The following is a 12,429-nucleotide window of genomic DNA, read 5'->3' as shown; positions in this document are numbered from 1 at the left end:
CGCCAAACTCCTCCCTGGGGTTATGGGTCCCGGCCTTCGCCGGGACGACGTGGAGGGGGATCGTGTGCGCCCCCAATGGCCGAGCGTGCGAGCCTACCGCTCCGCCCGTCCGATCACCGCCATCAGCTCCGCGATCTTCTCGCGCTGGTCGGCCTTGTCGCCGCTTGCGATCGCGTGCTCGACGCAATGGGCGACGTGGTCCTTCAGGACCTCCTCCTCGACCCGGCGCAGCGCGGCACGCACCGCCGAGATCTGCGTCACGATGTCGATGCAGTAACGGTCTTCCTCGACCATTTTCGAGAGGCCACGAACCTGGCCCTCGATCCGGCCGAGCCGTTTTCCGACAGATGCCTTGATGTCCTTGCGCATGCCGTCTATATACCCCTACCGGGTATGGGTTGCAAGGACCAAGCGCAAGGCCGGAGCATGGCAATGAACGACGCCGAACACGAGCACCATCACGACGCGAACGGTCACACCGGATGCGGCTGTTCGAGCAAGGCCGCGACGCCGCCGAGCGACAAGCCTGCGGCAGCCTCATGCTGCGGCGGACACGGCGATCATGCCGGCCACGCCCATCATCACACCCATGACCACGGCGCCGCAGCGACGAAGGTGCACGACCCCGTCTGCGGCATGACGGTCGACCCGGCGACATCCAAGCATCACTTCGACCACCACGGCGAGACCTTCCATTTCTGCTCGGCCGGATGCCGCACGAAATTTTCCGGCGATCCCGCAAAATACCTCGCCAAGAAAAACGAAGAGCAGAAGGCGCCCGAGCCCGAGATGCCGGCGGGCACCATCTACACCTGCCCGATGCATCCGCAGATCCGCCAGGTCGGACCCGGCACCTGCCCGATCTGCGGCATGGCGCTGGAGCCGGAGGTCGCGAGCCTCGAGACCGGCCCCAACCCCGAGCTCGCCGACATGACGCGGCGGTTCTGGATCGGCGGCGTGCTGTCGGTGCCGCCGGTCGTGCTCGAAATGGGCGGCCATCTCGCCGGACCGCACAACTGGATCGATGCGGCGCTGTCGAACTGGATCCAGCTCGTCTTCGCCACGCCCGTGGTGCTGTGGGCCGGCTGGCCGTTCTTCGTGCGCGGCTGGCAGTCGCTGGTGACGCGCAACCTCAACATGTTCACGCTGATCGCGATGGGCACCGGCGTCGCCTATGTCTACAGCATCATCGGCACGCTCGCGCCGCAGATATTCCCTGCGACCTTCCGCGGCCATGACGGCGCCGTTGCCGTCTATTTCGAGCCTGCCGCGGTCATCACCGTGCTGGTGCTGCTCGGCCAGGTGCTGGAGCTGCGCGCCCGCGATGCGACGTCCGGCGCGATCAAGGCGCTGTTGCAGCTCGCGCCGAAGACTGCGCGCCGCGTCGAGCCTGATGGTAGCGAGCACGAGGTCGAGATCGACGCACTTCATGCCGGCGAGCACTTGCGCGTCCGCCCCGGCGAAAAAGTGCCGGTCGACGGCGTCATTCTGGAGGGCCGTTCCTCGCTCGACGAATCCCTCGTCACCGGCGAATCCATGCCGGTCACCAAGGAGATCGGTGCGAAGGTGATCGCCGGCACGCTCAACCAGTCGGGCAGCTTCATCATGCGTGCCGACAAGGTCGGGCGCGAGACGCTGCTGTCGCAGATCGTGCAGATGGTCGCGGACGCGCAGCGCTCGCGCGCGCCGATCCAGCGCCTCGCCGACCAGGTCGCGGGCTGGTTCGTACCGATGGTCATCGTCGTTGCCGTCGCCGCATTTGCGGCCTGGGCCTGGTTCGGACCGGAGCCGCGGCTCGCCTTCGGCCTCGTCGCCGCCGTCAGCGTGCTGATCATCGCCTGTCCCTGTGCGCTGGGGTTGGCGACCCCGATGTCGATCATGGTCGGCGTCGGCCGCGGCGCGCAGGCCGGCGTCCTGATCAAGAATGCCGAAGCGCTGGAGCGGCTGGAGAAGATCGACACGCTCGTGGTCGACAAGACCGGCACGCTGACCGAGGGCAAGCCCAAGGTGGTGGCGATCGTCGCTTCGGCCGGCTTTGCCGAGGATGACATCCTCCGCATTGCAGCCAGCGTCGAGCGCGCCAGCGAGCATCCCCTGGCCGATGCCATCGTGCGCGCGGCGAAGGAGAAGCAGCTCGCCCTCGGCCAGGTCGAGCAGTTCGATTCCCCGACCGGCAAGGGTGCGACCGGGAAGGTCGACGGCAAGACCATCGTGCTCGGCAATGCCAGATATTTCGCCTCGATCGGCATCGACACCAAGGCGCTCGACGCCGAGGCCGAGCGCCTGCGCGGCGACGGCGCCACTGTCATCAACATGGCCGTCGATGGCACGCTCGCGGGCCTGTTTGCGATCGCCGATCCGGTCAAGGCCTCGACACCGGAGGCGCTGAAGGCGCTCGCCACCGAGGGCATCAAGGTGATCATGCTGACCGGCGACAACCGCACGACGGCGCAAGCCGTCGCGCGTCGGCTCGGCATCACCGAGGTGGAAGCCGAGGTGCTGCCGGACCAGAAGAGCGCGGTGGTGACGAAACTGCAAAAGGCCGGCCGCAGCGTCGCGATGGCCGGCGACGGCGTCAACGACGCACCGGCGCTGGCTGCGGCCGAAGTCGGCATCGCCATGGGCACCGGCACCGACGTCGCGATGGAAAGCGCCGGCATCACCCTGCTCAAGGGCGACCTTGTCGGCATCGTGCGTGCGCGAAAGCTGTCGCAGGCGACCATGAGCAATATCCGCCAGAACCTGTTCTTCGCCTTCATCTACAACGCCGCCGGCATTCCGATCGCGGCCGGCATCCTCTATCCGGCGTTCGGCATCCTGCTGTCGCCGATCATCGCGGCGGCGGCGATGGCGCTGTCCTCGGTGAGCGTGGTCGGAAATGCGTTGCGGCTGCGCGCGACGCGGCTGTGAGATGAAGGTGCGCTCCCTCGCCCCGCTTGCGGGAAGACGCTACAAAGGCGTCGTAGCCCGGATGGAGCGAAGCGCAATCCGGGGTCTGTCCTCATAACGAGGCTGTCCCGGATTTCGCTTCGCTCCATCCGGGCTACGGACCGCGGACACGCGCGAGGGAGCATCTTGATGCAGCGAATTACGATCACGATCGAGGACGATCTGCTGGCGGAGATCGACGCCGCGGCGGAGGCCCGCGGCTACCAGAACCGCTCCGAGATCATCCGCGATCTCGCGCGCGCCGGCCTGCAACAGTCGACCGAGGACACCGCGCAGACCGGGCCCTGTGTCGCCGGCCTCGTCTATGTCTACGACCACGCCGCGCGCGATCTCTCAAAGCGCCTGGTGCAGGAATTCCACGGCCACCACGACCTGGCGCTGGCGACGCTGCACGTCCATCTCGACGACAACAACTGCATGGAGATGACGGCGCTGCGCGGCGCGGCCGACGAGGTCAGGCATTTCGCCGACCACATCATCGCCGAACGCGGCGTGCGCTACGGCCGCGTGGTGATGATCCCGACCGGCGAAGGCAAGCAGGCGAAGGCGCGAAAGCACGGGCAAAGGCATGAGTAGGTCTGCCGCATAGACGGTGCGTTCCCCTCTCCCCTTGTGGGAGAGGGTGGCTCGCCGCGAAGCGGCGAGACGGGTGAGGGGTATGCCTCCGCGACCACTCCTCTTCGAGCTCGCGGAGAGAGACCCCTCATCCGGCGCGTCGCGCCACCTTCTCCCACAAGGGGAGAAGGGAAGAAAGACATCACGCCGCCTTCGCCGCCGCTCCGCCGGGCAACCCCGCTCGCGCGAGGCCGCCGTACAGCGGCTCGTTCGGCATCGCCTCGCGCAGGATCTTGCGCACGGCGATCAGCCGCTCCAGGTCGATGCCGGTGGCAAAACCCTTGCTCTCGCACAGGAACACGAGGTCCTCGAACACGACATTGCCGGTCGCACCGGGCGCGAACGGGCAGCCGCCGAGACCGCCGAGCGAGCCATCGAGGATACGCACACCTTCGTCCAGCGCGGCCGCAGCGTTCGCGATACCCATGCCGCGGGTATCATGGAGATGGATGCAGATCGGCTTCGAGCCCGCGAGCCTGACCGCGGCGCGCGTCAGGTCGGCCACCTGCTTCGGGCCGGCATAACCGACCGTGTCGGCGATCGCGACGAAATCGACGCCGGCTTCAAGGCATTTGTCGACCAGACGAAGCACCTCGACAGGATCGACCGCGCCGGTGATCGAGCAGCCCAGCGCCATCGAGATCGCGGCGTTCACCAGCGGCTTGTGGGGGCTGGCGTCACGCATGTCGCAGAGACGTTTCACATTGGCGATCGCGGATTCGCGCGAGCGGTGCGCATTGGCCTGGCTGTGCTCTTCCGTCGCCGAAACCACCGAGGCGATCTCGCCGACGCCGGACTCCAGCGCCTCGTTCACCCCGCGCTCGTTGAGCGCGAGCGCAATGCCGTGCGCGCCGGGCAATCCGGCGACGGTCGCGACGATGTCGCGGACATCGACGAATTGCGGAAAGGTCGTTGCCGGCAGGAACGAGCCGACCTCGAAATGCCGCACGCCGGCGGCATATTCATCGCGCACCCAGCGCTGCTTGGCCTCGGTGGACGGAATTTTTTTCACGAGCTGGAGCCCGTCGCGCAGGCCGACCTCGCGCAGGCTGACGCGGTCGGCCGGGTAAATCTCCTCAATCCTGCTCATGTGCGCCTCCCTGCGGCTTTGGACGTGACGTCGTTGTCGATCTCGGCGCGAACGGCCGCGGTGTCGGCGCCGAGCGGCGCCACCTTCAGGCCCTCGCCGATGTTGCTGCCGTTCCACTCGATCGGCAGCGCCGGCACGCGGAACGGTTTTCCGTCGGCGTTGACATTGTTGACGAGCCCGCCCGGCCGCAGCACATGCGGGTCGGTCAGGAGATCCTCGGGCCTGTTGATCGGCGAAAAGCAGATGTTGAGTGCATCGAGCCTTTGCGACAGTTTTGCCACGTCCCACTGCCTGATGACCTCGGCGACGCGCGGAATGATCCGCCCGCGTGCCAGGATGCGATCGGTCGTGGTGCGAAGCGCGGGATCATCGAGAAATTCAGTCAAGCCAAATTCCCGGCAAAAGCTCTGCCAGTGGCCCTCGGTCACGACGCCGATGAAGATGCGCGCGCCGCCGGCAGCGTCAAAAATGTCGTAGATCGGCCAGGCATGCTCGCGCTCCGGCATCGAGCGCGGCTTGTTGCCGGTCATCTCATATTCGACCATGTGCTGGGCGACCAGGAACAGGCAGTTCTCGAACAGGCCGATGCGGATGTCGGCGCCGTCGCGCTTGCCCCCGCGCTTCTGATACAGCGCCGCCAGGATCGCGATCACGCCGAACATGCCGCCCATGATGTCGTTGGCGGACGAGCCGACGCGCTGCGGCTTCTCGCGGGTGCCGGTCATGGCGGCAAGGCCCGACATCATCTGCACGACCTCGTCGAGCGCCGGGCGGTGCTCGTAGGGGCCCGACAGAAAGCCCTTGTGGCCGGCGACGATCAGATGTGGATGCCGCCGGCGCAATTCGTCCGCGCCGAGCCCCTGCTTGTCGAGCTGGCCATCGCGAAAATTCTCCAGGAACACATCGGCCGTCTCCAGCAGCCGGTGCATGGTGTCGCGATCCTCAGGCTGCTCGAAATCCAGCACCACGCTGCGCTTGCCGCGGTTGAACAGCGGAAAGAACGCCGTCCCCATGCCGCCGAGGGTCCGGGTCTTGTCGCCCGCCGGCGGTTCGACCTTGATCACCTCCGCGCCCAATTGCGCGAGGATCATGCCGCAGGTCGGGCCCATGACCATGTGGGTCATCTCGACGACGCGCACGCCTGCAAGCGGCAGTCCGGTCTCGGCCATGCGTGTCTCCCTGTTCGTCCATCACGAAGACTAGGCCTTCCCAAGCCTTCTGAAAAATATAATCTATCGAAGATTACCTTCACGATTATAGAACGCTTCGCCGTCATGGATTCACGCCAGCTCCGTTATTTCATCGCCGTGTACGAGCAGCGGAACCTGTCGCGCGCAGCCGACCAGGTGAACGTCGCGCAGTCCGCGCTGAGCCATCACATCTCGAACCTGGAGGCCGAGTTCGCAACGCCCCTGTTCGAGCGCAAGTCGCGCGGCATGGAACCGACCGCGGCCGGCGAACGGCTCTATGAGCACGCCCGCATCATCCTGCGCGCGATGGCGGAAGCCGAGACCGAAGTGCGCGAGGGCGCTCGCGTCATTGCCGGCGATATCTCCATCGGCATGGCAAATTCCGGCGTCAAGGCGATCGGCGTGCAGCTGATGCGGACGGTGCTCACCAAATATCCCAAGCTCAAGCTGTCGCTCACCGAGAGCCTGTCCGGCGCGACGCTGATGCACCTGATGATCTCCAATGTCGATTTGGCGCTGGTCTACAATCCGCCGTCGGAGAAGGAGCTGATCACGGAGCCGGTGCTCGAAGAGGAGATGTTCCTCGTCGGCATTCCAAAACTGGTCGGCAAGGGCAAGGCGCCGATCCGCTTCGAGGAGCTGAACCGGCTGCCGCTGATCCTGCTTCGCTACGGTCTCGGCCTGTCCTCGCGCGCGTTGCTGGACGATCCGGTCCTGCTCAAGCGGCTGGAAGGCGGCGCGATCCTGCACGCCAACTCGATCACCGGCATGACCGGCGCGCTGGTGGAAGGGCTGGGCTGCACCATCGCGACAAAGCTGTTCGCGCGGGAGGAGCTGGCGGCGGGCCGCCTGATCGCACGCAAGGTGATCGAGCCGAAGCTGACCCGCACGCTCTATCTCTGCCGCCTGCGCAACCGCCCGATGACCTATGCCATGGAGGAGATGCGCCGCCTGATGCTGGCGCTGATCGCCGAGCAGGTGCGCGAAGGCAACTGGCAAGCGGAGCTGCTGAGCTGAGGCACGGCCAATTCCTCCGGCGTCATGGCCGGGCTTGTCCCGGCCATCCACGCTTTGCCACACCGCACCAAGAACGTGGATGCCCGGGACAAGCCCGGGCATGACGACCTCTCGAACTGGCGATCTGCGGTTGCTCTAACGCAAGCCCAGGGAGAGGCGAACGAACCACGAGTTCGAACTTATCGAACGCTTCCATCGATATGTTCGTCTGGATTTCTGGCTCGCAGCGGCCAACATGGCCGCGATCCGGCAGAGCTTCAGCAAGAAAGCCGCCGGGAACCAGAGCCGCACGCAGCCGCGCGCTCTTCCGGGGAGGATTTCATGAGCGTTGTCGGCATCGACACTGGCTTTGAGCTCGGCACCACGTCCGCGGGGCCCGACGAGATCTCGCGGCGGCTGGAGGCAATGCCGGCAACGCGTTACGTCTGGAAGCTCGTCATCCTGCTTTCGCTCGGCGGCTGTTTCGAGATCTATGACCTGTTCCTGACCGGCTATATCGCGCCGGGCCTGAGCCGCAGCGGGCTCCTGACCACGACGACGCAGGGCTTTTTTGGTTTCTCAGGCATCGGGGCCTTCGTCGCCGCGACGTTTGCCGGGCTGTTCGTCGGCACCTTCTTCCTCGGGTTTCTGGCCGACCGCTTCGGGCGGCGCGCCATCTTCACCTATGCGCTGCTCGGCTACACCGCGGCGTCCGTGATCATGGCCTGCCAGACCTCCTCCGAAGGCCTGCTGTTCTGGCGCTTCCTCGCCGGCATCGGCATCGGCGTCGAGGTCATCACCATCGACGCCTATATCACCGAGCTGGTGCCGAGCCGGATACGCGGCCGCGCCTTTGCGGTGAACCAGTCGATCATGTTCGTCGCCGTGCCCGTCGTCGCCTTTCTCGCCTGGTGGCTGGTGCCGCTCGCGCCCTACGGCATCGACGGCTGGCGCTGGGTGGTGCTGATTGGTGCTGGCGCCAGCATGATCATCTGGGTGCTGCGGCTGTTCCTGCCTGAGAGCCCGCTCTGGCTGGCGCGGCATGGCCGCACCGAGGAGGCGTTTCGCATCCTGGCAACGCTGGAAGGTGCAGGCCAACGTCCGCCGGCAGGACTCGCGCCTGCGCTCGCGCGACCGGCGATGCCCCCTGCAGCACGCGTCGGCTTCGCCGATCTGTTCCGGCCGCCCTACCTGTCGCTCGTCATCCTCTTCATGGTGTTCAACCTCTGCCAGGCATTCGGCTTCTACGGCTTCGCCAATTGGGTGCCGACGCTGCTGGTCGAGAAGGGCATCAATGTCACCAAGAGCCTACAATATGCCTTCATCGTCGCCTTCGCCTATCCGATCGCGCCGCTGCTGGCCTCGAGCTTTGCCGACAAATTCGAGCGCCGCTGGATCATCACCGGTGCGTGCGTGGCCATCATCGCCTTCGGCATGGCGTTCGCGCAATTGACCGAGCCTGCGCTGCTGATCGTCTGCGGCGTGCTGCTGACGGCCTGCAACACCACGATGTCCTACGCCTATCACGCCTATCAGACCGAAGTGTTTCCGACGCAGATCCGGGCACGGGCCTCCGGCCTCGTCTATTCGATGAGCCGGCTCAGCGCGACATTCTCGGGCTTCATCGTCGCCTATATGCTGAAGGAAGCCGGCGTCACCGGCGTGTTCGGCCTGATCACCGCGGCGATGCTGATCGTCGTGGTGTCGATGGCGCTGTTCGGGCCCAATGTGCGCGGCAAGCCGCTGGACGCGGTGTAGATCGCCGCCCGGATCCACGGGGGATCTGGCCGCTGGAGCACGGCCTGTCGTGCCGTCACCTGCTGGGCCATCATCGTGGCGGAGCCTAGAGCCATTTCCGTTCCGATAGAATCGGAACGGGGCTCTAGATTCTTGTTTTGACGCGTTTTCTTTACGCGAACCGGTATCCACTTCGCTCGAAAACGCTCTAAAGCCGCAGGCCGGACAGGGTCACTTGCCGAAGCGGCTTGGGGTGTCTACCTCTCGCGGGTGGTTTTCGTGAAAGGTACCCCCATGCTGGATGCCGCCGTAAAGGCGCTGTCGCAAATGATCTCGCCGCCGATGCGCTCGATCCTGTGGCGATCGATCGGCGCTGCCCTGGTGCTGATCACCGTGCTGGCGATCGGGTTGCAGCGGCTGCTCAGCTGGTTTGCGACCTATGGCGAAGTCTGGCTCGAAGGCCTGCTCGGGCCGGGCTGGCACACATCGCTCGGGGTTCTGGCCTGGATCGTCTCGATCGCGGCGGGCCTGGGCGTCGTGTTCGGCGCCGTGTTCCTGATGCCCGCGATCACCTCGCTGGTGGCGAGCCTGTTCGTCGACGACGTCGCCGACCATGTCGAGCGCGAGCATTATCCGGCCGAGCGTCCCGGCGTTGCGCTGCCCTTCAGCCAGGCGATCTACGAGGGCGTCAAGACTGCATTGCTGACCATCCTGGTCTATCTGATCGCGCTGCCCTTCGTGTTGCTGGCCGGCGCCGGCTTCCTGATCTTCTTCCTCGCCACCGCCTGGCTGCTGGGCCGCGAATATTTCGAGCTCGCCGCGATGCGCTTCCGATCGCCGGAGGAGGCCAAGGCGATGCGGCGCGACAATGCCGCGACCGTCTTCACCGCCGGCCTGATCATCGCGGCCTTCGTCTCGATCCCGATCGTCAATCTGGCGACGCCGATCTTCGGCATGGCCTTCATGGTCCACATGCACAAGCGCCTGTCCGGACCGCGGCCCGAGCTGATCGAGCCGGCGCGGCAGATGCGGTAGAGCCAATTACGCTACCGGCACCCCGCATTTGCGCAACAGCATCTTGGCGAAGCCGAACGGCGCGGGCGTGAACGGGCCCGGCGGCGCGCGGGTGATCAGCGCGATGCAGCCGAGCGCGACCATCGCCAGCCAGAAGCACAGCCAGAAGCCGTCGATATAGGCGAGCACATTGGCCTCGCGCTGCACGAAGCTTGCGAGCGTTCCCACCGCGCGCGCCGGCGCCGAGCCGGCGCCATGGGCCGCGAAGTGATCGGCAAGCTGCTTCAGAATCCGCACCACGTCGACGTCACCGACCGTCAGGTTCTGGCCGAGATAAAAGGAATGGACCTGCTCGCGGACGCGCAGCCACGTCCCCATCAGCGCCACGCCGATCTCGGCGCCGCCGAGCCGCATGATCTGGATATAGGCGGCAAAGGCCGTGGCCCGGCTGGGGTCGGAGTTCGACACCGCCAGGATGATGATCGGCAGCAGCGTCAGCGACTGGCCGACCGATTGCAGCAGCACGATGCCGATAAAGTCCTCGCGCGCCCAGTCGTGGGTGAGCTGGGTGCCCCAAAGATTGGCGGCGGCGAAGCAGGAAAATCCCAGTATCACCACCACGCGCGCGTCGAAGTGCCGGAGCATATAGATCGAGATCGGCACCAGCACGAACATCGGCAGCGCGCCATAGGTGAACAGCAACAGGCCGCTCTGTTCCGGCCTGAGCAGGCCGATATTGCCGAGGAAGTTCGGCACCAGCGATGAGTTGGAGAGGCTGGTCAGCGTGTAGAGCAGGATCACCACCAGCGACAGGCCGATATTGCGCGAGAACAGGACGTTCACATGCGCCCAGGGCTGGCGAGCCAGCACCTCGTTGATGACGAAGGCCACGAACAAAACACCACCACCGACAAGCAGCGCCATCACCGTGCCGGAGCCGAGCCAGTCCAGCCGATTGCCCTGGTCGAGGCCGGCATAGATCATCGAGACGGCGGCGCCGAGCAACAGCATGCCGCCCCAATCGGCCTCGCGCAGYAGGACGCGGTTAACCGGCTCGTTCGGCGTGCCCAGATAGACCATCAGGCCCATCAAGGGCGCGATCACGACGCCCTGCCAATACAGCCATTGCCAGCCGAGATGATCGACATAGAAGCCGACCAGTGATGACGAGGTGTCGAGCGCGAAGCCGACGCGGATCGAATAGATCGCGATCGCCGGTAGCCACCAGCGGATCGGCAGATTGCGGAACACGATCATCAAGGTCGCCGGCACGAAGGTACCGAGCAACAACCCGTGCACGACGCTGAGCGCGATCAGTGTCGGATAATCGCGCACGAACGGAATCGTCAGAGAGACCGCGGCATAGACGAGGCTAGGGATACCAAGCACACGCCGCAGGCCGAACACGGTCGCAAGCCAAGCCACCGCGGGCGCGATGAAGATTTGCGAGCCGATGCCGGCCGTGGACAGCCAGGCGCCTTCGTCGAATGAGAGCGAGAACGCGCCGCGCAGGTCGGGCAGGCCGACGGTGGTCAGCCGGCTGTCGAAATTGGCGAGGAACGAGCCAAGCAGCACGGCGGCCACGGCAAACAGCGGCTGCGGCGCGATGCCGCCGCGCGAGACCGGCCCGCGGCTGGCGTCGTCATTTTCCGCCATTCGCGCCCTTCGTGTCGATGCCGGTGACGACCGACATGCCCGGTACGAGCCGCGCCAGCAGCGGCTGGTTGTCGTCGAACTGGATGCGCACGGGGATACGCTGCACCACCTTGGTGAAATTGCCGGTCGCATTGTCCGGCGGCAGCAGCGCGACCTGCGCACCCGTCGCCGGCGCGATGCGCTCGACCCGGCCGCGCAGCTTCTCGCGCGGAAAACTGTCTACGGTGATCTCGACCGGCTGGCCCGGTGCGACATGCGTGAGCTGGGTCTCCTTGTAGTTCGCGATCACATAGACCTTTGGCAGCGGCACCACATTGATGAGGTTGGTGCCGATGTTGACGTAGTCGCCGGGCTGCACCTGGCGCTCGCCGACGACGCCGTCGAACGGCGCGGTGATCCTGGTGTAACCGAGCTTGAGCTTGGCGCTCGCCAGCGTAGCCTTGGTGGCGTCGAGATCGGCGGCGCGCTGCTTCCTGGTGCCTTGCAGGACCTCGAGCTGATGCTGCTGGGCGGCGATCACGGCGCGGCTGGCGCGCACGTCGGCCTGCGCCTTGGCGTAGCTAGCGACCGCCTGCTCGAAGCGTTGCCGCGTGCCGGATTCGGTCTGCGACAGCGATTGCTGGCGCTCCTGCTCCTGCCGCGCCTCGACCTCGATCGCTTCGGCCGACAGCCGCGCGGCCTCGGCCTGCGCAATCGTCGCATATTGCAGCTCGACCTGGTTGGCGAGATTGTCGAGCACGGCTTGCGCAGCCGCAACCGCGGCTTCGGACTGTGCGACCTGCGCCTCGTAATCGGCGGGGTCGATCTGGATCAGGAGATCGCCGGCCTTCACCCGCTGGAAATCGGTCACCGCGACAGTCAGCACTTCGCCGGAGACGCGGCTCGCAAGCCGCGTCAGCTCGGCGCGCACATAGGCGTCATTGGTGGTCTGAATCACCGCATTGCCGACCCATTCGTCGAAGCGCAGCGTCGCCAGCGCGACGAAGGCGAGCGCGACAATCACCGCAAACAGCGGGATCGCGAGCCGGCTCCAGAGCGAACTGGCGGGCGGTTGTGCCGGCTTGGGCGGCGCGGCCGGTGCGGCAGGAGCGACGGCCGGCGGCGACGAAACTTGCTCTTGTTGACTCACGGATGACCCCAGAACCGGCTTTGCTCGAACATAGATCTCACCATCGTCATTCC

General features: G+C 65.9%; 10 protein-coding genes. 5 read left to right on the top strand and 5 right to left on the bottom strand.

The window, feature by feature from the left end:
* Positions 1-93 precede the first annotated feature (93 nt).
* The gene (locus tag ACXJMY_RS31190; RefSeq protein ID WP_007598521.1) at positions 94-369 is read right to left on the bottom strand and encodes a metal-sensitive transcriptional regulator; all 276 of its coding nucleotides are present in this window, start codon (positions 367-369) and stop codon (positions 94-96) included.
* Positions 370-432: 63 nt separating this feature from the next.
* Here ACXJMY_RS31190 and ACXJMY_RS31185 point away from each other — a divergent pair, with 63 nt between their 5' ends.
* Positions 433-2,910, top strand: coding sequence for a heavy metal translocating P-type ATPase (locus ACXJMY_RS31185; RefSeq protein WP_456623183.1), 2,478 nt, complete (start codon positions 433-435; stop codon positions 2,908-2,910).
* A 168-nt stretch (positions 2,911-3,078) separates the two neighbouring features.
* Positions 3,079-3,525: a nickel-responsive transcriptional regulator NikR gene (nikR, locus tag ACXJMY_RS31180; RefSeq protein ID WP_456623182.1), complete on the top strand. Its 447-nt coding sequence runs from the start codon at positions 3,079-3,081 to the stop codon at positions 3,523-3,525.
* Positions 3,526-3,706: 181 nt separating this feature from the next.
* Here the strand turns inward: nikR and ACXJMY_RS31175 are convergent, their stop codons facing one another.
* Both ACXJMY_RS31175 and ACXJMY_RS31170 read right to left on the bottom strand, forming a co-directional pair.
* Complete coding sequence (locus ACXJMY_RS31175) at positions 3,707-4,654, bottom strand: hydroxymethylglutaryl-CoA lyase (protein WP_456623181.1); 948 nt, start codon at positions 4,652-4,654, stop codon at positions 3,707-3,709.
* Complete coding sequence (locus ACXJMY_RS31170; RefSeq protein WP_456623180.1) at positions 4,651-5,823, bottom strand: CoA transferase; 1,173 nt, start codon at positions 5,821-5,823, stop codon at positions 4,651-4,653. The genes ACXJMY_RS31175 and ACXJMY_RS31170 overlap by 4 nt, the downstream gene beginning before the upstream one ends.
* Before the next feature lie 105 nt (positions 5,824-5,928).
* Between ACXJMY_RS31170 and ACXJMY_RS31165 the strand changes: the two genes are divergently transcribed.
* From ACXJMY_RS31165 to ACXJMY_RS31155, 3 genes are all read left to right on the top strand, one after another.
* Positions 5,929-6,861, top strand: a complete 933-nt coding sequence (locus ACXJMY_RS31165; RefSeq protein ID WP_456623179.1) for a LysR family transcriptional regulator — start codon at positions 5,929-5,931, stop codon at positions 6,859-6,861.
* 321 nt (positions 6,862-7,182) lie between these two features.
* Positions 7,183-8,598, top strand: a complete 1,416-nt coding sequence (locus tag ACXJMY_RS31160; RefSeq protein ID WP_456623178.1) for an MFS transporter — start codon at positions 7,183-7,185, stop codon at positions 8,596-8,598.
* 273 nt (positions 8,599-8,871) lie between these two features.
* Positions 8,872-9,612, top strand: coding sequence for a sulfate transporter family protein (locus tag ACXJMY_RS31155; RefSeq protein WP_456623202.1), 741 nt, complete (start codon positions 8,872-8,874; stop codon positions 9,610-9,612).
* Between the two features lie 6 nt (positions 9,613-9,618).
* Here ACXJMY_RS31155 and ACXJMY_RS31150 read toward each other — a convergent pair whose 3' ends face one another.
* Both ACXJMY_RS31150 and ACXJMY_RS31145 read right to left on the bottom strand, forming a co-directional pair.
* Complete coding sequence (locus tag ACXJMY_RS31150) at positions 9,619-11,247, bottom strand: MFS transporter (RefSeq protein WP_456623177.1); 1,629 nt, start codon at positions 11,245-11,247, stop codon at positions 9,619-9,621.
* On the bottom strand, positions 11,234-12,376 hold the full coding sequence (locus ACXJMY_RS31145) for an HlyD family secretion protein (RefSeq protein ID WP_456623176.1): 1,143 nt from the start codon (positions 12,374-12,376) through the stop codon (positions 11,234-11,236). The genes ACXJMY_RS31150 and ACXJMY_RS31145 overlap by 14 nt, the downstream gene beginning before the upstream one ends.
* Between the last annotated feature and the right edge of the window lie 53 nt (positions 12,377-12,429).

The organism is Bradyrhizobium sp. P5_C12, assembly GCF_054049735.1.
Note: the sequence above shows the minus strand (reverse complement) of the source record. Positions and strands in the feature narration are given on the sequence as shown.

Coding starts and splice junctions, on each gene's coding strand:
- ACXJMY_RS31190 (WP_007598521.1), bottom strand. CDS start 369: ATGCGCAAGGACATCAAGGCATCTGTCGGAAAACGGCTCGGCCGGATC.
- ACXJMY_RS31185 (WP_456623183.1), top strand. CDS start 433: ATGAACGACGCCGAACACGAGCACCATCACGACGCGAACGGTCACACC.
- nikR (WP_456623182.1), top strand. CDS start 3,079: ATGCAGCGAATTACGATCACGATCGAGGACGATCTGCTGGCGGAGATC.
- ACXJMY_RS31175 (WP_456623181.1), bottom strand. CDS start 4,654: ATGAGCAGGATTGAGGAGATTTACCCGGCCGACCGCGTCAGCCTGCGC.
- ACXJMY_RS31170 (WP_456623180.1), bottom strand. CDS start 5,823: ATGGCCGAGACCGGACTGCCGCTTGCAGGCGTGCGCGTCGTCGAGATG.
- ACXJMY_RS31165 (WP_456623179.1), top strand. CDS start 5,929: ATGGATTCACGCCAGCTCCGTTATTTCATCGCCGTGTACGAGCAGCGG.
- ACXJMY_RS31160 (WP_456623178.1), top strand. CDS start 7,183: ATGAGCGTTGTCGGCATCGACACTGGCTTTGAGCTCGGCACCACGTCC.
- ACXJMY_RS31155 (WP_456623202.1), top strand. CDS start 8,872: ATGCTGGATGCCGCCGTAAAGGCGCTGTCGCAAATGATCTCGCCGCCG.